Origin of the sequence: Actinobaculum sp. oral taxon 183 str. F0552, from assembly GCF_000466165.1 — a bacterium.
GTDB lineage: Bacteria > Actinomycetota > Actinomycetes > Actinomycetales > Actinomycetaceae > Peptidiphaga.
Genome location: NZ_KE951477.1, coordinates 24,896 through 46,172, shown reverse-complemented (window position 1 = coordinate 46,172; position 21,277 = coordinate 24,896). Strand labels below are relative to the sequence as shown.

Annotated in this window: 18 protein-coding genes; 3 read left to right on the top strand and 15 right to left on the bottom strand. The window is 67.3% G+C overall.

Going from position 1 to position 21,277, the window contains the following annotated elements; all coding sequences use genetic code 11:
• Nucleotides 1-22 precede the first annotated feature (22 nt).
• The 6 genes from HMPREF0043_RS09860 to HMPREF0043_RS09830 all read right to left on the bottom strand — a co-directional run bounded on the left by HMPREF0043_RS09860 (nucleotide 23) and on the right by HMPREF0043_RS09830 (nucleotide 6,794).
• On the bottom strand, nucleotides 23-1,390 hold the full coding sequence (locus HMPREF0043_RS09860) for a sn-glycerol-1-phosphate dehydrogenase (protein WP_021602945.1): 1,368 nt from the start codon (nucleotides 1,388-1,390) through the stop codon (nucleotides 23-25).
• 96 nt (nucleotides 1,391-1,486) lie between these two features.
• Entirely contained in the window at nucleotides 1,487-3,034 is a 1,548-nt protein-coding gene (locus HMPREF0043_RS09855; protein WP_021602944.1) for an FGGY-family carbohydrate kinase, read from the bottom strand.
• Nucleotides 3,035-3,160: 126 nt separating this feature from the next.
• On the bottom strand, nucleotides 3,161-4,009 hold the full coding sequence (locus HMPREF0043_RS09850) for an HAD-IIA family hydrolase (RefSeq protein WP_021602943.1): 849 nt from the start codon (nucleotides 4,007-4,009) through the stop codon (nucleotides 3,161-3,163).
• Nucleotides 4,010-4,079: 70 nt separating this feature from the next.
• Complete coding sequence (locus HMPREF0043_RS09845; RefSeq protein WP_021602942.1) at nucleotides 4,080-5,144, bottom strand: hypothetical protein; 1,065 nt, start codon at nucleotides 5,142-5,144, stop codon at nucleotides 4,080-4,082.
• Between the two features lie 185 nt (nucleotides 5,145-5,329).
• A complete protein-coding gene (locus HMPREF0043_RS09835; protein WP_021602941.1) occupies nucleotides 5,330-5,800 on the bottom strand; it encodes a ribose-5-phosphate isomerase in 471 nt (156 codons plus the stop codon).
• 178 nt (nucleotides 5,801-5,978) lie between these two features.
• Nucleotides 5,979-6,794 carry a DeoR/GlpR family DNA-binding transcription regulator gene (locus HMPREF0043_RS09830; protein WP_232206128.1) on the bottom strand — a complete coding sequence of 272 codons (816 nt, stop codon included), beginning with the start codon at nucleotides 6,792-6,794 and terminating at the stop codon, nucleotides 5,979-5,981.
• 357 nt (nucleotides 6,795-7,151) lie between these two features.
• Between HMPREF0043_RS09830 and HMPREF0043_RS09825 the strand changes: the two genes are divergently transcribed.
• Complete coding sequence (locus HMPREF0043_RS09825; protein ID WP_021602938.1) at nucleotides 7,152-7,739, top strand: GrpB family protein; 588 nt, start codon at nucleotides 7,152-7,154, stop codon at nucleotides 7,737-7,739.
• Nucleotides 7,740-8,152: 413 nt separating this feature from the next.
• On the opposite strand, the gene HMPREF0043_RS09820 is transcribed toward HMPREF0043_RS09825, so the two are convergent.
• The 6 genes from HMPREF0043_RS09820 to HMPREF0043_RS09795 all read right to left on the bottom strand — a co-directional run bounded on the left by HMPREF0043_RS09820 (nucleotide 8,153) and on the right by HMPREF0043_RS09795 (nucleotide 13,925).
• Nucleotides 8,153-9,526, bottom strand: coding sequence for an MFS transporter (locus HMPREF0043_RS09820; RefSeq protein WP_021602937.1), 1,374 nt, complete (start codon nucleotides 9,524-9,526; stop codon nucleotides 8,153-8,155).
• 129 nt (nucleotides 9,527-9,655) lie between these two features.
• Nucleotides 9,656-10,606: a sugar kinase gene (locus HMPREF0043_RS09815; protein ID WP_021602936.1), complete on the bottom strand. Its 951-nt coding sequence runs from the start codon at nucleotides 10,604-10,606 to the stop codon at nucleotides 9,656-9,658.
• Nucleotides 10,599-11,270 carry an L-ribulose-5-phosphate 4-epimerase gene (locus tag HMPREF0043_RS09810; protein WP_021602935.1) on the bottom strand — a complete coding sequence of 224 codons (672 nt, stop codon included), beginning with the start codon at nucleotides 11,268-11,270 and terminating at the stop codon, nucleotides 10,599-10,601. Before HMPREF0043_RS09810 ends, HMPREF0043_RS09815 begins: the two co-directional genes overlap by 8 nt.
• 36 nt (nucleotides 11,271-11,306) lie before the next feature.
• Nucleotides 11,307-12,257 (bottom strand): L-ribulose-5-phosphate 3-epimerase, encoded by a 951-nt coding sequence (locus tag HMPREF0043_RS09805; protein WP_021602934.1) that lies wholly within the window; start codon nucleotides 12,255-12,257, stop codon nucleotides 11,307-11,309.
• A complete protein-coding gene (locus HMPREF0043_RS09800) occupies nucleotides 12,254-12,931 on the bottom strand; it encodes a 3-dehydro-L-gulonate-6-phosphate decarboxylase (protein ID WP_021602933.1) in 678 nt (225 codons plus the stop codon). The genes HMPREF0043_RS09805 and HMPREF0043_RS09800 overlap by 4 nt, the downstream gene beginning before the upstream one ends.
• Before the next feature lies 1 nt (nucleotide 12,932).
• Nucleotides 12,933-13,925, bottom strand: coding sequence for a phosphotriesterase family protein (locus tag HMPREF0043_RS09795; RefSeq protein WP_021602932.1), 993 nt, complete (start codon nucleotides 13,923-13,925; stop codon nucleotides 12,933-12,935).
• Between the two features lie 383 nt (nucleotides 13,926-14,308).
• Between HMPREF0043_RS09795 and HMPREF0043_RS09790 the strand changes: the two genes are divergently transcribed.
• Nucleotides 14,309-15,304 carry a sugar-binding transcriptional regulator gene (locus HMPREF0043_RS09790; RefSeq protein WP_021602930.1) on the top strand — a complete coding sequence of 332 codons (996 nt, stop codon included), beginning with the start codon at nucleotides 14,309-14,311 and terminating at the stop codon, nucleotides 15,302-15,304.
• 144 nt (nucleotides 15,305-15,448) lie between these two features.
• Here HMPREF0043_RS09790 and HMPREF0043_RS09785 read toward each other — a convergent pair whose 3' ends face one another.
• On the bottom strand, nucleotides 15,449-18,031 hold the full coding sequence (locus HMPREF0043_RS09785) for an ATP-dependent Clp protease ATP-binding subunit (protein WP_021602929.1): 2,583 nt from the start codon (nucleotides 18,029-18,031) through the stop codon (nucleotides 15,449-15,451).
• 1,075 nt (nucleotides 18,032-19,106) lie between these two features.
• Nucleotides 19,107-19,553 (bottom strand): D-aminoacyl-tRNA deacylase, encoded by a 447-nt coding sequence (gene dtd / locus HMPREF0043_RS09780; protein WP_021602926.1) that lies wholly within the window; start codon nucleotides 19,551-19,553, stop codon nucleotides 19,107-19,109.
• Nucleotides 19,554-19,851: 298 nt separating this feature from the next.
• On the opposite strand from dtd, the gene HMPREF0043_RS09775 reads away from it, so the two are divergent.
• Nucleotides 19,852-20,700, top strand: a complete 849-nt coding sequence (locus HMPREF0043_RS09775; RefSeq protein ID WP_021602925.1) for a class I SAM-dependent methyltransferase — start codon at nucleotides 19,852-19,854, stop codon at nucleotides 20,698-20,700.
• Between the two features lie 211 nt (nucleotides 20,701-20,911).
• Here the strand turns inward: HMPREF0043_RS09775 and HMPREF0043_RS09770 are convergent, their stop codons facing one another.
• On the bottom strand, nucleotides 20,912-21,274 hold the full coding sequence (locus HMPREF0043_RS09770) for a DUF2516 family protein (protein WP_198010333.1): 363 nt from the start codon (nucleotides 21,272-21,274) through the stop codon (nucleotides 20,912-20,914).
• Between the last annotated feature and the right edge of the window lie 3 nt (nucleotides 21,275-21,277).

The following is a 21,277-nucleotide window of genomic DNA, read 5'->3' as shown; positions in this document are numbered from 1 at the left end:
CGGAGGTTTCAGGGGGTTCGGGTCATGCGGACGGATGGCGGTGCCGGCCCCAGAAGCCCTCGGGCGAGAACAGCCTCTCGACGACGTCGCCGTAGACCCCGAGGTCGACGAGGATGTCCAGAACCGTGTAGCGGTCGCGGATCATCTGGGCCTTGAAGTGGGTCTGGCGGAAGCGGTCCCAGTCGATCTCGATGAGTTCGGGGTGGTAGGGCGCGCCGACGGTCTTCAGGCGGTCCATGACCTCGCCGGGCGCCATGAGCTGGGCGCGCAGCCTCTCGCGCAGTTCGGGCCACTTCTCCTTGAGCAGTTCGATGCGGGCGACGAGCTCCTCGCCCTCCGTCCTCTTCTTCAAGGAGTGGCGGACGGCCTCGTCCTGCATGCGCGGCTTGAGGGCCGCTCGCACCTCGGATTCGACCTGCTCGGGCGTCTTGACGGCCGCGAGCGCGCGGTCGACGTCGAAGTCCTCGGCCTCCATGGCCAGGAACTCTTCCCAGATGGCGCAGGAGGCGATCGTCCCGATTCCCACTTTGAACCCGTGGGAGAGCGGGGGCTCCCAGTCCAGGCCGTGGCCCTCCATCTCCCACGTGTGGGAGAACTGGTGGCCGGCACCGGATGCCGAACGCGAGGACTGGCCGGCCTGCATGGCCAGACCTGACATGAGGTTGCCCTCCATGAGGCCCTCGATGGCCTTCTTGTCGCCGTTGCCGATGGCTTCGGGATCGGCGAGGGAGCCGCGCAGCGGCCCCTGGACCATGTCCCACACGTATTCGTTGATGGGCTCGATCCCCAGGGCGTCGGCGAGGATCCAGTCGGCGCCGGCGGGGATCTTCTCGATGAGGTCGCCGTATCCGGTGGCGGTCAGGCGCTTGGGCGCGTGGCAGACGACGTCGTTGTCGGCGACGAGGCCGGCGGGGCCGGGGCACGAGCGGGTGATCTTGAATCCGTCGCGCGAGATGGAGGCGCCGAAGGCGGCGAATCCGTCGACCGAGGCGGCCGTGCACACGTTCATGTACGGGCGGCCGAGCTCGCCGGAGGCCAGCTTGGCGATGTCGTTGAGCGTGCCCGATCCGATCGAGCATACGATCGTGTTCTCGAGAGGGGCGATGTGGTCGCGCAGGATCTCGACGTTCTCGTACCCCGCGTACAGGGTGGGCTTCCCCGGGAAGATGTAGGGGTCTTCGGCGAATTCGACTCCGGCCGCCTCGAGCGAGGCGACGACTTCCTCGCCGGTCGCCTCGAAGGTGTTGCCGTCCGCGACGACCAGGGCCTTCGCCCCGGGGAACAGCTTGGTGAAGATTTCGCCTGTCTGGTCGGTGACGCCGTCGCCGAAGACGATGTCCTTCGTCTCGACGGCCGTCTTGAGGGCCTTCGCGATGAGATCGCTCGACATTGCTTTCCTCCTCCGTTCCGAGCCGGTTCGGCTCCTTGGTTGATCTTGCTGCGAGGCCCGGGGCCTTCCTCGCCGGATGGGCCCCGGGCCTGGTGGCTATTCGGCTGCGTGCTCGGCGGCGACGTGGTCCACGGTGTCGTGGATGAGGTCCTGCACCAGCGGGAACTGCCTGCAGTACTGGTCGGCGTAGAACTCGTACTGCTCGTGCTTTTCGGCGTCGGGTTCGATGCGCTCGCGCTCGTGGACCATCGCGTCGGCGGCCTCTTGGACGGAGCCGTACAGGCCGGCCCCGGCGGCGGCGAGGATGCACGAGCCGAGGGTGACGGCGTCGCCCACCTCGGTCAGGGTGATCGGGACGCCGGTGACGTCGGAGTGCATCTGCGTCCACATAAGGGATTTCGTCGCGCCTCCGCAGGCCACGAACTCCTCGACCTGGAATCCGGCCTCGCGCAGCTTGCGCAGGTTGGCTTCGACGCCGTAGCAGACGGCCTCCTGGATGGCGCGGTACATGTGCTCGCGGCTGTGGGCGAGCGACAGGCCGGTGAAGACGCCGCGGGCCTTGGAGTCCGAGTAGGGCGTGCGGTTGCCCTGGAAGGACTCGTTGATGACCAGCCCGTCGCAGCCGATCGGGATGTCCGCCGAGCGCTGGTTGAGGATGTCGTAGGCGTTCAAGCCGGTCTGCTCGGCGGCCAGGTTGATGTCCGGGCAGAAGTTGTCCTTGAACCACTTGAGCACGGACCCGGAGGAGACCAGCGAGATCTCGACCGTGTACTGGCCTGGGACGACGCCGTCGGTGTAGCCGCCGAAGAAGCCGGGGCCGGAGACGGGGTCGGGCGACTGTCCGGACATGACGTGCGAGGAGCCGGTCACGAGCGACATCTTGCCCGGGCGCAGGACGTTGAGGCCGATCTGGCCGTGCCACGCGTCGCCGCCGCCTTGGGCGACGGGCGTGCCGGGGATGAGGTCGAGGGCCTCGGCCGCGGTCTTGGACAGGCCGCCGACGAGCACGCCCAAGTCGTTGACCACGGTGGGGAGCTTGTCGAAGACGTCGCCGGCGCCGGCCTCCTCGTAGAGGTCGGTGGGCCAGCCGCCGTTGTCGCGGTCGTAGTACATGCGGTGGGCGGCGGTGTTGATGTTCTGGGTCCACTCGCCGGTCAGCTTGAAGGTCAGCCAGTCCGGCGCGTCGACCAGGCGGTAGGCCTTGTCGTAGGTCTCGCGCTCGTTCTCGCGCAACCAGGCGGCTTTGAAGGGGAACCATTCGGCGGTCGGGGGCAGGGTGCCGCCTCCGGTGTAGCGCCGGGCGGGCGACGTCGTATCGACGACGCGGGCGGCCTGCTCGGTGGCGCGGACGTCCATCCACATGATGGCCGGGCGCAGGGCCTCCCCGCCGTGGTCGAGGGCGACGACGGTCATCGTCGTCGCGTCGTAGGAGATACCCTTGATCTCGTGCGGCTGGACGCCGGAGCGCTGCATGACGCTGTGGACCGAGGCGCGCAGGGCGTTCCACCAGTCGACCGGAGACTGCTCGGCCCAGCCCGGCGCCGGATGGGCCGTCGGGTAGGCCGTCGCCGCGAAGGCGACGGGCGCGCCGTTCAGATCGAAGATCCCCACTCGGCACGACTCCGTGCCGAAGTCGATGCCCATGACGTACGGACCGCCGGTCAGGGAGTTGGGGTTGGAGAAGACGGACAAGAATACCTCCGCGTTGAGTCTTGTTGGTGCGTGATTATGCGTGATGTATTTAGTTTTGGATGTATTGAATTTTAGGCGTCAGCTGTCGCCGTCGGACCAGCCCCACTGGAGCCGCGTGCTCTCGGGGATGAGGTGGTCGATGCGATCCAGGACGTATGTGGGTTGATCGGCGGGGTCGAGCGCCTCGGCCTCCTCCAGCGTCGAGTCGCCGGTCAGGAGCAGGCACGAGGCCATTCCCGTCTTGATGGCCATGCCGATGTCGGTCATGAGCCGGTCGCCGACCATCATGCAGTCGGCCGGGTCGACGTCCAGCCCGTCGATGGCGGCGGAGAGCATGGTGGCCTCGGGCTTGCCCATGTTCGCCTGGCACGTGGCTCCCGTGCAGGCTTCGATGGCAGCCACGATGGAGGCCGCGTCGGGCTCGCCGCGTCCGCCCGGGAAGGGGCAGTAGCGGTCGGGGTTGGTCGTGATGAGGAAGGCCCGCTTGTGGAACCAGATGGCGTCGAAGGCGATCTGGAGCTTCCGGTATTCGAAGGTGCGGTCGTAGGAGGCGATGACGATGTCGATGCTCTCCGGGTCCTCGCTCATCGCTATGCCCGCTTCGGCGAGGGCTTTCTTGAGGGGCTGCTCGGAGATCGGGAAGACGACGGCGTCGGGGTGGTTCGCCTTGAGCCATCGGACGGTCGTGACGACGGTGTTGGCGATCTCCTCGATCGGCGTGGGGATGCCTAGCTTCTCCAGCTTTTCGACGTAGAGCTGGGGGTCCTTCGTCGGGTTGTTCGACAGGAACCGGACTGGCCGTCCCAGGGAGCGCAGTCCCTCGACGAGCCGCTTCGCGCCCGGGAGGAGATCATCCCCAAGATAGATGGTCCCGTCCATGTCGAAGATGTAGGCGTCGAAGAGGCGCTCGGGCGAGGTACGTTGCATGACTGTGCTCCCTGGGAGGTATTGGGCCGCTCGGGTTTCCGGCTTCCCCGAGCGGCGGGCGGGTTGATCCTTAGAAGAGAAGCGCCAGGCTCACAACGGCGGTGTTGCAAATCCAGATGGAGGCGGCCGGAGGATCGATATGGGACGTGCCGCGGTTGTACCAAAGCCGTGCGAAGAGCTCGCAGAGGAAGGCGGCGAGCAGGCCGGCGAGGAGGGCGGCGGCGAGGGCTCCGATGGACGGGCCCACGTTGGCGGCGATCCACCCCTGCGTGTCCGTCTTCATCACGAATTCTCCGCCGAATATCGGGAAGAACTTCAGGGCGGCCAGGCCGGCGGTGATGGTCACGTGGTGCTGGACCGGCATGTTGCGGTTCGTGATGAGGAACAGGATGATGATCGCCGAGATTCCGAAGGTGAAGGTCTGGGCGTTGTTGACGGCCGCACTGGAATCCAGGCCCCTGGAGTGGAGGGACGTCCCGATCTGCGACGCGAGGAAGATCGACGCTCCGCCGGCCAGGATGCCGAAGAGCGAGCCCATGGCGAACAGCTGGCCCGGCTTCTCCTGCCACTCGAGCCAGCGGCCGTTCGGGCCGGGCTTGATCTTGGCCATCAGGCCCTTGCCCTCGGCGTACAGGTGGGAGCTGTGGAGAGAGCCTTTGAAGAGCCCCTTGCCGGGGTCGCCGCCGAACAGAACGCGGGCGACGATGCCTGAGATGACGACGGTCAGGGCCACCGAGTCAGTGTGCGTGCCGAACCACGGAATCTTCGCGATGCCGATCTGGACGGCGTATCCCAGGATGCCGAAGATCGCGCCGACGTAGATGACGTCCGGACGTCCCAGCCCCGCCAGCGGAGAGTTGACGTCCTTGCCGTCGTCCATGTACCCCTTGTACCTCGCGTAGATGGCGGCTGCGGCGCCGCCGGCGAAGATGATATGCGGGCCCATGAACGGGCCGAAGGCCAGGTAGTCGAGCGCGAAGGTGCTGCCCGTGGCGGCGAGGATGCCCCAGGAGGCGAGGACCGTGAAGCCCGTCAGCACGAAGCCGTAGTTACCGCCGATGGAGGCGCCGACGGCCCCTCCTGCGATGGCGGCAAGGAGTCCGAAGACGAAGACTCCGATCGAAGCTGTAAACATCGATGTTCCTTTAAGTCAGGCGGATGGACATCCGCTGTATTTGTCGTGACGGTCCCCGTCGTTGGGAACCGCGTGGAAATCCCAATTGTGATTGCGGCCGGCGTGGATGATCCTCAACCGGCCATGCACGGCGTTGAGTCCGAAGGTCGTGCGTGCTCGCTCCGGCTCGCGAGGGGAGCTGGGTTTCAACAGCCTTCCGCCGTGCCGTTCTCGTACTCGACGAGGACGTCGATGTTGGCCTTCGAGTGCGAGGATGGGTCGAAGGTGTACCCGAGGAACTCCCGGGCAAGGCGTCGAGCCAGTTCACGCCCGATCACACGCTGACCCAGGCACAGGACGTGGGCGTCGTTGGAGAGGATGAGCCGCTCGACCGAAAAGCTGTCGTGAGCCGTACTCGCCCTGACGCCCGCCACTTTGTTCGCTGAAATGGCCATGCCCATCCCCGTGCCGCAGAAGAAAATGCCACGGTCGGCCTTCCCCTCCGCGATCACGCGCGCGCCGGCGACTCCCACGTGAGGGTATAGCGTGGTCTCCCCCTCGGAAACGCCGACGTCGATGACCTCATCGACGCGTTCGTCCTGCTCAAGATCCTTTTTGATGATCTCTTTGTAGTCGTAGCCTGCGATGTCCGCAGCGACGACGATGCGCAATCCCATGCTGTGCCCTTCCTCGTGACACTGATCCGGCAGAACGGAGATGCGTGCTCTCCGTCCGTGAAAAGAAGACTAACACCGGACATGTTATTTTCCCCGCATGCGATGTTAGCTTGAACATACTCCCATCCGAGCGGCCGGAAGTGAGAGGAGTTGCAGAGGCGGGGCCGCCTCGGCGCGGTCAGGGTGTGCCGGTGGCCACGACGACCTCCACGCCCTCGGCCCTCATCCCTTCGACCGTCCCCTCGGGCGTCCCCCGGTCGACGATGACCGCCGAGAACTCGGCCATGCTCGCGAAGCAGAAGAGCGCCTTGCGCGCGAACTTCGTGTGGTCGAGCAGGAGGAACGTGGTGTCGGCGGCGTCCAGCATGGCCCTCTTGACCGCGACGATGTCCTCGTAGGGGTGATAGCAGCTCCAGTCGGAGATGCCCGAGGCCGAGACCATAGCGTAGTTGGCATACATCTGCCCGATCATGGCGACCGCCGAGGGCCCCACGAGGGATTCGGCCCAGCCCTGGTAGACGCCTCCCACGATGATGAGGTTGCCCGCCCCGAGCCTCTCGGCCTCCTCGGCCACGAGGAGGGAATTGGTGACGATCGACATCGTCTCGATTTCCCAGAGCGCGCGGACGACCCACACCCCCGACGTCGAGTCGTCGAGCATGATCGAGCTTCCCGAGGGCACCATCGCCGCTGCGCACGACGCGAGCTCCTGCTTGGCCTCATGATTCTGCTCGAGCCGGAACCTGGCGGAGGCCTCGTGCAATCCGGACGCCTTGGCCGCCACCTTCCCATGGTGGCGTTGCAGCATCCCCGCCTCTTCGAGCCGGGCGACGTCCCTGTAGACGGTCATCGTCGACACGCCCAGATGCGCCGCCAGGTCCTCGACGGAGACGGCCCCTCTCCTCATGATGTATTCGGCTATCCGCGCCCGCCGGGCCTGGGGTCCTTCCACCTGTCCGGCCACGATTCCTTCGTCGGATGCTGGAAGTCTCACGCTCACCTCTCTCATGGGGTTCCGAAACCCTCGCCGGGCCGATCCCTCGTCTCCCGGATGCGCCCATCCGAACGCCCCTTCGGCTCCCGATCCCCGCCGGACGTCGCACCCCATGCGCCGGTATGCGACGTCTGACCGCAGCCTACCCCGAGCGGGACCGACGGCGGCAACGGGCCCGCCGGAGGGCCGGCCGGACCGGCGGGGGAAAGGCCGGAACGGCGGGGGAAAGGCCGGAACGCGACCCACGCGTGGGACGTGCCGGATGGGGCGGACAGCAGCGAAGACGGGGGCGGTCAGACGTCCCATCAGACAGGAGCGACCGCGGCAGCGTCGGCGCCGGCGGGTAGTGTCGGGGCCATGAAGGACCTGACGACGATGAGCCTCGAGGAACTCTGGCAGCTTTTCCCGATCGTCCTTAAAGAGCACGATCCCGCCTACCGCGAGTGGTACGAGGAGGAGCGCGCCAGGCTGTCGGCCGTGTGGGGGCCGCGCCTGGCGCGCATCAGCCACATCGGCTCCACGGCGGTTCCCGGGCTGCTGGCCAAGCCCACGGTGGACATCCTCATGGAGCTGGACCCCGACGTCGACCCGAGGGAAGTCCTCGACCGCACCCTCGACGAGGGGTGGCTGGCGATGTCGGGGGCGCCGACGCGTCCGGTGAAGCTCGTCTTCAACAAGGGGTACACGCCCGAGGGGTTCGCACGGAAGGTCTTCCACCTGCACGTGCGCACGCCCGGGGACTGGGACGAGCTCTACTTCCGCGACTACCTGATCGACCACCCCGGCAGGGCGCGCCAGTACGCACATCTGAAAATGGAATTGAAGGGCAGATACGAACACGACCGCGACGCCTACACGCAGGCCAAGGGAAGCTTCATCGGCGAGACGACGGCGCTGGCCCGGGCAGCGTATCCGGGCAGGCATCTCCCGCGGCCGCGCGGTTGACCCCGCCTCGCACCCTCCACCGCTCTCCGAGCCCCGCACCGGCCGCGGCCGCGAGCAAACGAGGAGTTCCACTCCAGCCGAGCACCGGCGCCTGCCGCGGCCATAAGACTGGAATCGAGGCCGGCGAGGACGGCGCCGGCTGTCCACTCGCCCGACCCCGCTTTAGCCCGTCCCCGCCTGCGCGCAGACGAGGACGGTGCCCCGCACTTCGAATGCGTTGAATTTCGAGGCGTCCCGCTTCCGCCCGGACGAAAGCCGTGTGGGCGGGCTGGGGGCCCGGCAGCGAGGTGCTGCCCCGCTTCCGCGCGGACGAGGGCCGTGTGGGTTCTATGGCGCGAGGGCGGTGTGCGGCCGCAAGCGGCCGCACACCGAGGGCCGGGCACGCAGGAACGGGCGCGGAATCGGCGGTCCGGTTAGATCTCCTCCAACGCCCTGCCCTTCGTCTCCTCGGCGAAGAGGTAGACGATCCCGCCGAGGAAGAGCAGACCAGCGAAGATGAGGAAGGGGATGAAGACGACCTCGGGCGAGAGCTTGTCGCTGCCGACGAGCAAGCCGAGGAGGTAGGGGCCGGCGACCTTCGCCACGGCTCCGATGCCGTATCCGAGCCCGAGGCCGGTGGAGCGGGCCTCGGTCGGGAACTGCTCGCCGCCGAAGGCGTTGAGGATTCCGAAGGCGCCGTCGCCGAACGTCATGATGACGAAGATCCCCGCGAAGAAGACGTAGCCGGCGGCGCCGACGTCGTCGCCGTCGACCATCTGGGTCGAGAAAGCGGCGACGAGAGCGCCGAGACCCCCGATGACCCCACAGCCGAACATGGTCCAACGCCGCCCGATGCGGTCGGATATCCACGCCGATCCGAGCCGCCCGAGCAGGTCTCCCAGGGAGACGAGCATGAAGAGCGTGGAGACCGAGCCGGCGCTGAACTTGAAGGACTGGCCCAGCAGGGACTGCCCCCAGGACTGGACTGTGAAGGACCCCAGGATGAAGGCGAAGGAGCCGAGGGACACGACGAGCAGCTGGCGGGGGTACTTCCGGAAGATCACCGAATAGGATGCTGAGCTAGCCGCGGGCAGGGGCGGAAGCGCGGCGACCTGCTCGACGGGGATCTCCATCGCCCACGCGTAGGCCCGCTTGGCCTCCTCCTCCCGTCCCTTGGACTGGAGGAAGCGAGGGGACTCCGGGATGAACCGGGCCCAGGCCAAAAGGACGATCGGAATGCACCCGATGGCGATGAGGCCGCGCCAGCCCAGCGGGCCTCCGAGGTACTTGGTGACCAGGCCGCCGAGGAAGATGCCCGCGGGGATGAACACGGAGGTCAGCCCTGCCAGCAGGCCGCGCTGCTTGGCGGGAACGAACTCCTGTACGAAGGGAACGGATGTGATGTTCAGGCCGCCGACGCCGATGCCGACGCCGGTGCGCAAAACGGCCAGGAGGACCCAGCCGTTGACGGGTGTGAATGCCGAGCCCGCGGTGAAGACCACGAGGACGATGATGCAGGCGACGAAGGCGTGCTTGCGTCCGAAGACGTCCGCCAGGCGGCCCCACAGGATGGAGCCGATGACCGTGCCGAGGCCTGCGCCTGCCAGGATGACGCCGGACTGGAAGCCGGTCAGATCCCATCCGGGGGTCTCGATCAGGAGGTTGACGATGAATCCGATGAGGAACATGTCGAAGAACTCCGACACGTTTCCCACGATCGCCATCCCTATGAGGGACTTCTGATGGCCCGTCAGGCGATGGTTGTCGATTTGTTCCGGGGCCGTGCGCCCCTGCGGTGCTGCGCTCATCTATGTCTTTGACCAATCGTGAGTAGAGGTGGGAGGGGTCGAGGCGGCGGGCATGGCCGGCCGTCGACGGGTGGGCCCGTCCTCCGCCGCCCGGGCCGGCCCGTCGGTGGACCGGCCCGGGCGGCCGACTCAACGGAGGATGTCCGTGGTCGTCGGGAGGTCGAGCTCGTGCGGAGCCACGTGGGTCAGGTCGCCGTAGTGCGTGAGGGCGTAGGAGGACGTCCGCAGGCCGTAGCCGATCCCGGCCTCGACGTCGCCGTCGAGGAAGCCGTGGAGCGTTCCGGCGACGAAGGAGTCGCCGGCGCCGGGCCTGTCGACGACGGGCACCTGGATGACCTCGAATCGGCGGTCCTTCTCGGCGGTGGACAGGTAGACGCCGTTGATCTGGTCGGTGGAGACGACGACCGGCACGTCGAAGGCCTCTCGGAGGGTGCGGCACACCGTCATCCCGTCGCCCGGGATTCCGAAGACCCTCGTCCCGTCGGAGCGCGAGCAGAAGACGATGCTCGACTTGCGGGCGATGGGCTCGAGCACCCTGCGCGCCGAGTCGGCGTCCCACAGCAGCGAGCGGTAGTTGACGTCGAGGGCGACGTCGATGCCCCGCTCGGCGGCCTGGTCGACGAAGTATCCGACCACCTTGGCCGTGTTCTCCGTGAGGGCCGCGGTGATCCCTGTGACGAAGACGAGCCTGGCGTCCAGCATGGACTCCCAGTCGAAGTCCTCGATTCCGGCGTCGCGGAACGGTGTGTACAGGCGGTCGTAGATGACCTTGGCGGGCATGGGGTACTCGCCGGGCTCCATGAAGTAGAGCGCGACGCGGCCCCTCTCGGTGCGGACGATGTTGCCCAGGTGCACTCCCACGGAGCGGAACTCGTCGAGCACGCGTTCGCCGAGCTCGCCCTTGGGCATGACCGACGCCCACGAGGCGCTCCGCCCCAGCTGGGAGAGCAGCCCGGAGACGTTGGCCTCCGAGCATGCGGCCGTCATGCGCAGCTCGCGGGCCGTGACCAGCCTGTCCCCCTTGTGGCAGGTCAGGCGGATCTGTCCCTCTCCGATGGTGGAGATGTCGAATCTAGGCATGGCTGACTCCTCGGGATGCTGCGGCTGTTCCATAGCGGTGCGTGTAGCGGTCGTAGTTCGCCTCGATGTCCGCCGCGGGCAGCTCGGCGACTTCGCCGATCCCCTTGGCGATCGCGACGGTTCGGGCGACGTCCTCGACCATGACGGCCGCCTGGACGGCCTTCTCGATGGTCGGGCCGATGGTGAAGACGCCGTGCTTGGCCAGGAGGATCGCCGGGCTGTGCCCGATGTTCTCGACGATCTGCACGCCGATCTCCTCCGTTCCGATGGCGGCGTAGCCTCCGCACGGCACGGGGCCGCCGAATTCGTCGGCCATGGCGGTCAGGCAGCAGGGGATCGACCGGCCCGTGGCGGCCCACGCCGTGGCGTAGGTGGAGTGGGTGTGGACGACGCTTCCCACGTCCTCGCGACGCCGGTAGACGTACAGGTGCGAGGCGGTGTCCGAGGAAGGCCCCCTCTTGCCCTCGACGATCTTTCCGTCGAGGTCGACGACGACCATGTCCTCGGGCGTCATCCGCTCGTAGCGCAGCCCGGAGGGTTTGATGACGACCAGGCCGCTCTGCGGATCCCGCGCGGAGAGGTTCCCGCTGGTCCACGTGACCAGACCGTGGCGGGGCAGTTCGAGGTTGCCTTCGCAGACCTCTTCTTTGAGTGCTTCTAGCATGCGGTTCTCGTTTCCTCGAGTAGTGGTGGAATCGGGTCAGGCGATGTGGAATCCGGCGCCGAGGGCCTTGTCCTGGATGAAGCGGCGGGCGGCCTGGCAGCGTTCGATCGAGTCGGGGGCGTCGTCGTTCCACATCTCGATCATGAGCCGGCCGGACCAGCGCTGGCGGGCCAGCAGGGCGAAGGAGCCGTCCCAGTCGACGACGCCCTCGCCCATCGGGACCCGGCGCGGTTCGCCCCGCCGGACGTCTTTGGCGTGCATGGCGACCATGTGGCCTTCGCCGGCGGCCAGCTCGGCGGCCGGGTCCAGGCCCTGCTCGGCGATGTTGCCGATGTCGGGGTAGACCTGGAGCCACGGGGAGTCGATCGCGTCGACCACCTCCATGGCCCGGGTGATGGACGTGATGTCCCTGCCGTCGACGTTCTCGATGCCGAGCATGACTCCGTACGTCGCGGCCTGGGCCGCGGCCTCGGCCAGCATCTCCCGGTAGTGCCGGGCGGCGTCGGGGTTGGGTTCCTCGTAGTAGCAGTAGTATCCGGCGACTTGGAGCACGGGGATGCCCAGGTCGTGGCACAGGCGGATCCCCCGGGTCATCGCGTCCCGGGCCCGCTCGCGCACGCCCGGGTCCGCGCTGCCGGGGCCGATCTTGCGGTGCACGGACAGGCACAGTCCGCCGATGGCCGTCCCGACCGTCTCCACGGCGCGTCTGACGACGCCGCGGCGGGCGCGGTCCCAGTCCAGGCGGGCCTCCCGCCGGGGGCTCTCGTCCACGGACATGTCCACGAAGGAGAACCCGGCCTCGGGGACCTGGGCGAGGAAGGCTTCCCAGTCGGCGCGTGTGGCCAGCTCGTTGCCCCGCAAAGCCTTCTCGTAGATGCCCAGCGTGATCGTCCCCGCGCAGTCCCGCGCATCCCGGCCGTCTCCCGCACGGGCCGCGGCCGGCCGCTCGGCCGAGTCCCGGACGGCCGAGGCGTCTCGCCCGCTCACGGCCAGACCTCCGCGATCGTCTCCTGGAGTTCGGCGGCGGCCGCCGCCGGATCCTCCGCCTCGACGATGGCGCGGCCGGCGATGACGATGCCCACCGGCTTGCCCGCGAACGCCGGGAGGTCCTGCGCCGAGACTCCGCCCGTGACGGTGACCGTGAACCCGATGGAGGCCAGCTCGTCGATCCTCGCCAGGTCCTCGGGCTTCCACGACAGGTCGCCGGCGGCCTCGCGATCGCGCGATCGCTTGACGATGACGTGCTGCACGCCGATCTCGCGCCAACGCCTGGCCCGTTCGGGGTCGTACCATTCGTCGGCCAGCTCGACCTGGACCTCGCCGCCGAACTCCTCGGCGACCTTGCACACCTGCCGGATGGTGGTCAGGGACGCCCCGGCCACGCACGAGACGAGGTCGGCTCCCGCCTCGAACGCCAGACGGGCGATCTTCGACCCGGCCTCGGCGATGCGGACGTCTGCGAGGACGGGCTTGTCGGGGTAGAGTGCACGGACGACCCGAACCGCGCGATAGCCCTCGCACAGGATCAGGATGGTGCCGCATTCGATGACGTCGACGTTCGCCGAGGCCTTCTGGAGGGGGCCGAGCGCGCTGGGAAGGTCGAAGGAGTCCAGCGCGATCTGCAGCCTGGGCCTGTCGGTCAGCCTGGATCTCTCGGTCATCTCAGGCCTTCACGGGGTCCCAGGCGAAGAAGGCCGCCGCGTTGCCCACCAGGAGGTCCTGGACGTAGGCGCGGTCGAAGCCCTCGTCGTCGATGAGGCGCGGGGCGAAGACGGCCGGATCGAAGTCGATGCCGGTCACGGACCCGTAGGCCTTCTGGTAGGAGGACTTGCCGGAGTCGGTGCCCAGGAGGATCCGCTTGCCGTAGCCCTTCTCGCCGAGGACCCGCAGGAGGTTGACGCGTGCGTGGTCGGGCACGTACTTGATGCGGTTGGTGCCGTCGAGTTCGACGTAGCATCCGAGCTTCACGATCTGCTCCTGCACCCAGGGGTCCCAGTTGCGCTGGATGTGGCCGATGGCGACCTTGGCGGGGTCCACGCCCTGATCGACCAGGAAGCGAGCCTGCTCGGGGCCGCACGTCCCGGCGGTCACGTGGGTGTTGACTGGGCAGCCGGTCTCCTTCGCGGCGATGGCCACCGCCTTGCCCGTCTTGACCTCCCACGGGGTGATCCTGCCGTAGGCGGTGGCCCACTTGATGACGCCGGCCCTGACGTCCGTGCGCTCGACGATGGGGCCCATGTAGTCGAAGCGGTCGACGCCTTCGGTGATGTCGGCTATGAGCAGGTCCGCGATCTGGGCGACCGTGTACTGGTTGACCCAGCTCTGCCGCCATTCCAGGTAGACCTTCTGCTGGTGGAAGCCCGTCGTCTGGACGACTTGCAGGCCGGGCACGCGGCCGGCGACTTCACGCAGCTTGAGGACGTCGCGCCCCGAGGAGGCGGGGCACATGTCGACGATGGTTCCGCCGCTCGCCCACTTCTTCGAGGCCTCGACGAAATACGTCGCCTCCTCGACCGCCTTGTCGACGTCGTCGAGGAGATGGTCGGGATCGATGTAGACCTCTCCCGCGCCGACGCGGATGAGGTGGTCGTGGGCGTTGACGACTCCGAGTGTCTCGGGCGCGACGTCCCCGTCGATGGTTCGTACGATCGCCATCGGTTCTTCCTTTCCTTGCTTCTTCGCCTGGTTGTTATGCGCCGCCTGCGTTTGCGGTGCGCGCCGCCTTCCGCGGCGGCCGCCCCAGCGCGCTGCACGCCGGCTCCGCCTTGTCCGTCCGGTGCGGGGCTAGAGGCGTCCGGTCCGCCTGGACGGCGGACCAGCGCCGACCGGGCGATGGCGGTGGGCCGGCCGCTCGGCCGGCGCACCGCCGGTGCCGTTCATCCGCCGACGTTGCCGGTTGGCGACACCCCCGATCCTGCTACGACATCCCCCGTCGCCCAAGGCAGGAAATGCACATACGTACTTCAGCACCCCGGAGATATTGACAAATAAGGCCTTTAATCTAAAGTTTTAGAATATGCACCTAAGGAGTCACGCACATGTGTGCATTGTTTTCCATTGAGCGGGATCGGGAGCGCCTTCAGCTGCTTCTGAGGGTCGCAACGCTCTACTGGATCGAGGGCGAGTCCCAGGCGGACATCGCCGTCGAGCTCGGCTACTCTCGGCCGCAGATCTCGCGTCTGCTCGCCGAGGCGCGACGGCGCGGAGTGGTCAGCGTCAACGTCCACCATCCCCTCGAGCGCGCGCTGGAGCTGGAGGCAGCCCTCACCGAGCGCTTCGAGCTGGCGAGCGCGCGCGTCGCCACCCACATCGACGACAACGACGCCGAGTCGACGGCTCCCGTGGCGGCCCTGGCGGCCGAGACCGTCCTGTCGATGATCCGGCCGGATTCCGTCATCGGGGTGACGAACGGCCGGGCCGTGTCCCAGGTGGTCGCCGCCCTGCCGTCGACGCGCTACTCGGAGGTCACCGTGGTCCAGGCGATCGGGACCATCGCCCACGAGAACCACATGGTCGACTCCCCCGAGCTGTGCCAGAGGATGGCGTCCGTCCTCGGTGCGAACTACCGCATCCTGCCCGCACCGCTGTATCTGGACAATTCGCGGACCGCTGCGATTCTGCGGCGGGAAAGCTCGATCGGCCTGACGATCTCGATGGCGTCACACGCCGACATCCTCCTGACCGGCATCGGGGCGACGACGAAGGCCGGCTCGGGAGCCATCTTCGACCTGTGGCTCAGCCCGGAGGAGATCGGCGAACTGCGCAAGATGGGCGCGGTCGGGCACATCGGCGGGCATCACATCGACGTCGACGGCCGGCACATCGACGGCGAGCTGTGCCGTCGCATCCTCGGCGTTCCCTTCAACCGGCTGCGCGAATCGTCCCTCGTCGTGGCGGTGGCGTGGGGAGCGCAGAAGGTTCCGGCCATCACCGGGGCGCTGCGCGGCGGCCTCGTCTCGCATCTCGTGACCGACATGCGCACGGCCGGAGGCGTCCTCGCCTTCGACAACCGGCTCGGCGAGGAGGGCAGGTAGAAGGGGCAAACGGGCGGGAAGCCACCCATAGAACCGGGCGCCCATAAGACGACGAAGCGTGGCCCCACGGATGGGGCCACGCCAAGGGGTCGAACTGGCTTCCGGGCCGGCCGAACCGGAGCGCCGGCGGCGGCCGTCGGAGCCTCAGTTGGCGGCGGACAGGCCGCTCGGCTGCGTTCCGGCGTCCTGCCGCCGGTGGTCGACTCCCGCGGTCAGACCGTCCATGTTCTCGGGTTCGGCGATGGCGACCACGTCGTCGGGAAGCGGCGCGTCGGGGTCCTGCCCGGTGAAGGTGAAGGTCACCGGGATGTTCTCCTCGTCGACGTCGACCACGATCGTCTGCCCCTTGGCGAAGTCGCCGAAGAGCAGCTTCTCGGACAGGACGTCCTCGATGTCGCGCTGGATCGCCCGGCGCAGCGGACGAGCGCCGAGGACCGGGTCGTAGCCGCGGTCGGCGAGCAGCTCCTTGGCCCGCCGCGTGAGCACGAGGCGCATCTCCTGCTTGGCCAGGCGCTTGTCGAGCTTGCCGATCATGAGGTCGACGATCTTCAGGATCTCCTCGCGCTGCAGCTGCGGGAAGACGATCATGTCGTCCACGCGGTTGAGGAACTCGGGGCGGAAGTGCTCTTTGAGGGCCTCGCCCACGCGGCTCTTCATCCGCTCGTAGGTCGAGGACGTGTCGCCGTCGAACTGGAATCCGGTGGTCACGCCCTTGGCGATGTCCTTCGTGCCGAGGTTGGTGGTCATGATGATGATCGTGTTCTTGAAGTCGACCATCCGGCCCTGCGAATCCGTCAGCCGCCCCTCTTCCAGGATCTGGAGCAGGGAGTTGAACAGATCGGGATGGGCCTTCTCGACCTCGTCGAAGAGCACCACGGAGAAGGGCTTGCGGCGGACCTTCTCGGTCAGCTGGCCGCCCTCGTCGTAGCCGACGTATCCGGGAGGCGCGCCGAAGAGGCGCGAGACCGCGTGCTTCTCCGAGTACTCGGACATGTCCAGGGTGATGAGCGCCGACTCGTCGCCGAAGAGGAACTCCGCCAGGGCCTTGGCCAGCTCCGTCTTGCCGACGCCGGTGGGCCCGGCGAAGATGAACGAGCCGCCGGGGCGGTTCGGGTCCTTCAGGCCGGCACGGGTGCGGCGGATCGCCTGGGAGAGGGCGACGACGGCCTCGTCCTGGCCGATGACCCGCTTGTGCAGCTCCTCCTCCATGCGCAGGAGCTTGGCGGACTCCGCCTCGGTCAGCTTGAAGACCGGGATGCCGGTGGCCATGGAGAGCACTTCGGTGATCAGGTCCTCGTCGACGACGGAGACCACGTCCATGTCGCCGTCCTTCCACGCCTGCTCGCGCTCGGCGCGCATGGCGCCCAACCGCTGCTCCTCGTCGCGGAGGGCGGCGGCCTTCTCGAAGTCCTGGCCGTCGATGGAGGCCTCCTTGTCGCGCCGCACCACGGCGATCTTCTCGTCGAGCTCGCGCAGCTCGGGCGGGGCGGTCATCTTGCGGATGGCCAGGCGCGCACCGGCCTCGTCGATCAAGTCGATGGCCTTGTCCGGCAGGAAGCGGTCGTTGATGTAGCGGTCGGCGAGGGTGGCCGCGGCCTCCAGCGCGTCGTCGGTGATCGTCACGCGATGGAAGGACTCATAGCGGTCGCGCAAGCCCTTGAGGATCTCGATGGTCTGGGCGGTGGTCGGCTGGTCCACCTGGATGGGCTGGAACCGGCGTTCCAGGGCGGCGTCCTTCTCGATGTGCTTGCGGTATTCGTCGAGGGTCGTGGCGCCGATGACCTGGAGTTCGCCGCGGGCCATCATGGGCTTGAGCAGCGACGCCGCGTCGAGGGCGCCCTCGGCGGCGCCCGCGCCGACGAGCGAGTGGATCTCGTCGATGAACAGGACGATGTCACCGCGGGTGTTGATCTCCTTGAGGATCTTCTTCATGCGCTCCTCGAAGTCGCCGCGGTAGCGCGAGCCCGCCACGAGCGAGCCCATGTCGAGGGCGTAGAGCTGCTTGTCCTTAAGGGTCTCGGGCACGTCGCCCGCGGCGATGGCCTGTGCGAGGCCTTCGACGACGGCCGTCTTGCCGACGCCCGGCTCGCCGATCAGCACGGGGTTGTTCTTGGTACGGCGCGACAGGACCTGCATGACCCGTTCGGTCTCCAGGTGGCGCCCGATGACGGGATCGAGCTTGTGGTCGCGCGCCGACTGCGTCAGATTGCGGCCGAACTGGTCGAGGATGGTCGACCCGGCCTTCTGCCCTTCCCGGGCGCCTCCGCCGACGCCGACGGGCTCCTTGCCCTGGAAGCCCGAGATGAGCTGGTTGACCTGCGAGCGCACGCGCGGCATGTCCGCGCCGAGTTTGGTCAGAACCTGCGCGGCGACGCCGTCGGGCTCACGCGTCAAGCCGAGCAGGAGGTGTTCGGTTCCGATGTAGGAGTGGCCGAGCTGGAGGCCTTCGCGCATAGCGTATTCGATGACCTTCTTGGCGCGCGGCGTGAAGGGGATGTGGCCCGACGGGGGCTCCTGCCCCTCGCCGATGATCTCGATGACCTGAGCACGCACCTCGTCAAGGGTGATGTCCAGAGCCTCCAGCGCCTTGGCGGCAACGCCTTCGCCCTCGCGGATGAGGCCGAGAAGAATGTGTTCTGTGCCGAGGTAGTTGTGCTTGAGATTGCGCGCCTCATCCTGCGCAAGCACGATCACCCGGCGAGCACGGTCGGTGAACCGTTCGAACATTGGTACTCCTTGAGAGATTTGCGGCGCCGCAGATGCGTGACTCCTCAGCGGTGCACTCGCTGTCAACGAGCACCCGGTGCGGGCGATCCCTTCGCGAACCGGTTCCACACCGGAGATCTCCGTACCGGAGACCCGTTCGTGGCCGGACGCCTCTTGACGGAGAGCGGGAGAAAGCGGACCTGCCCCGGCGCCCGGTCGGACTTCCGGCGCCCGGTCGCGTTCACGCTCCCGGCTCCCTCGCGAAAGGGCCGTCCGCGCGGCGGGCCGACGAGTGCCCGCACCGCGGCGGTTTGACCCCACTCTAACGACGATTTCCCCGGCGGGATCCACCTGTTCGCCAGGGGCGTGAGTCAGGCGGTTCCCCACCCCGACCCCTCCCCTCCGGCCCGACCGTCAGATCCTCCGGCTGGTTCCCCCGCTTGCCGGTTCTTCTGACTCTTGATCTTCTCGTCTCCCGGGTCCTTCGTCTCCATCGTGCCTCTTCGTCGAACCACTTATGCCTGGCCCCCTTGACCTCCTTGGCAAACCCCTATTTACCCGTCTACTCGGTGAAACCCAGGTAGAGGGCAGATTTCACCTGTGAATCGACCGGTGAAATCTCAATCTGGCGAAGTTTCAGCGGAATAGGAACAACAGGAACAGAGGTTTCACCGGAGAGACACCGTCACAACCGATACTCCACCGTTTAAGGTCGGTGAAGCACCGTCGAAGACCAAGGCAGCTACCCCTTCGACTGCGTCCCAGTTCGACTGGGTCCCGGCCATCGGACTGCGCTCCCAACCATCCCCTTCAAATGCCTCAGTCCGTCCCTTCTCGCAGTCTCGGTTTCGCGTCCACACCCACAACTCGACGGTCTAGGCCTCAGAAGGCGGCGATAAGCCCCCTCCACTCCCCGCAGCTCCACCGTTTTGATCAGTGTGGACATTGGAAGCATAGGGTGTCATGCAGACGTGCAGGTTTTAAACACGAAGCAATATTTAGAAAAATAAGATTTAGATATAACATGAGATTTGAGGACGGCACGGGATTTACGAGTAACGTGAGGTTGAGGGGTGATTCAATCTCCTCCTCGCTCTCACGCTTCAACGAGGATCGTGAACGGTCCGTCGTTGACGAGTTCGACGTCCATCATCGCCCCGAATCTTCCTGTCTCGACGTGCAGTCCGTAGACATCGCGCAGCTCGCGCGCCACTTCTTCGACGATCGGCTCAGCGACATCGCCTGGGGCGGCGTGCGACCAACCCGGCCGCCTCCCCTTGCGGACGTCGGCGTATAGCGTGAACTGGGAGACGAGGAGCACGGCTGCCCCCGCTTCCTCGGCCGAGCGGCGTTCGTCGTCACCGCCGTCGGACGAACGCAGAATCCGCAGCTGGGCGATTTTGCGAGCGGTCTTCTCGATCTGCGCCCGCCCATCTCCGTGCGTCACTCCGACAAGCACGCACAGTCCGGAGTCGACCGCCCCGACGACGGCGCCGTCCACTCGCACCTCGGCGCGTCGAACCCTCTGAATGACCGTCCGCATGCCGCTCCTCTCCCCTTCCTCGTCCTTTGGCCGACAACACTCTATTCCTCGGCCGACGGCCGCCAACTCCGCAGTCCACATGGTCCGCAGTCCACTCGCCTCCTCTCGGTCCGTGCGCCGCTCATTCAAACGAAACGAGTTTCGGGCGGGCTTGGAGGCAGATCCCTCGCAATTCGCCTGGACATCAAGCGCGAAGTCGGCGACAAGGCGAGCGGCGAAACGCTGAGCCGGCCAGGAAACCCGGCCGACGAGAGCGACAGATCGCTTCCGCGTCTGTGCCAGCCTAGGCTGACAGTCTATGACGTCCTATTGGAATCACAACACGGCTTATCACAGAGAGCTCGTCAACGCGGTTCCCGTCAGGAGGCCCGCACCGGCCGCTGGGGACGCCCTCGATCCGAACGGGGTCAACGATGCCGCCTCACATCGGGGCCCCGTCACCGTCCTCGACATCGGCTGCGGCGACGGGCTGCTCGTCGAGCGCCTGCTGGCCACGGGGGCAACGGTGACCGGAATCGACGCCGATGCCGCGGCGGTCGTCCAGGCCAGCCGTCGCCTCGGACTCCCCTGCCGCCTCGGCGCTCCCGGCCCCGCGTGCAGCACCCCGCCGGGCCCCATGTCCATTTCCGATCCGTTCTCCGGCACTCCCGCGGATCCCGCCGAGGCCTCTTCTCCGCTCGATCCCGTCCAGACGGACCGGCGCACCGCCGGCGGACCGAAGGCGACGATCCTCCACGGGGACGCCCTGACCGTACCCGAACTCGACGGTCAGAGCTTCGATCTCATCACCTGCGTGGCCGCCCTGCACCACATGCCGCTGGAGCCGGCCCTTCTCCGCATGCGCGAGCTTCTGGCTCCCGGCGGCCGGCTCCGCATCGTCGGGCTGGCGGCGAACGCGTCGGCGGTGGACTGGATCGTCTCCGCTGCTCTGCTCGTGCCAGTCAGGCTCGCCAGCGCCATACATCGGGAATCCCGCGACATCGGAGTGCCCACGTCGCATCCCCGCGAATCCCTCCGCGAAATCCGCGCCGCCGTGGCGCGCCTTCTGCCCGGCTGCCGGATCCGACGCCGTTTCTACTACCGATACACGATCGCTTGGGACAAACCGAGAGCCCAACCGGAGCCGCAAAACCGACCGGATCCATAGACCCCCGGATCGCAGGGAACCCGTCCGAAGCCCGATCGCTCGGTCCGGAATCCAATCGCCCCGGCCGGAGCCCGGTCCCCGGCCGGAGTCGTGACGGCTTCAGATACCCGATGCTGGCTACGCGTGGACAATACGCAATGGCCGCTAAGCGGACATCCGTGACAGTCCGCTACAGGCCATTAGCGGACTACTAGGCGAACGGCCCTGCAGGCTACCAGCCGCCGCGACCGGAGCCGCCGCCTCGACGCCTTCGACGCCATGTGCCCCTCGAGCCCATCCGCTGCTGCTCGGGGCCGAGGTAGAACACCGAGGCGATCACGGCCGCCAGCCGCAACCATGAGGAAAAGGGCAGGACGACGGGCATGATGTACGGCCACACCATGACGAGCGCTCCCGCGCCCAAGGCGCCCATCCAGAAGCCCTTAGGCCTGCGAGCCAATCCGAAATCGCCCGACGGGCGCAGGAGGCAGGCGATCAACGCGAACAGGACGAGACCCGAGAGCGCGATCCACACCCCGAACGACAGGTAGGAGCTGAAAGCATACGTGTCCGACGCTGCGTCGATCGTCTTCATCTT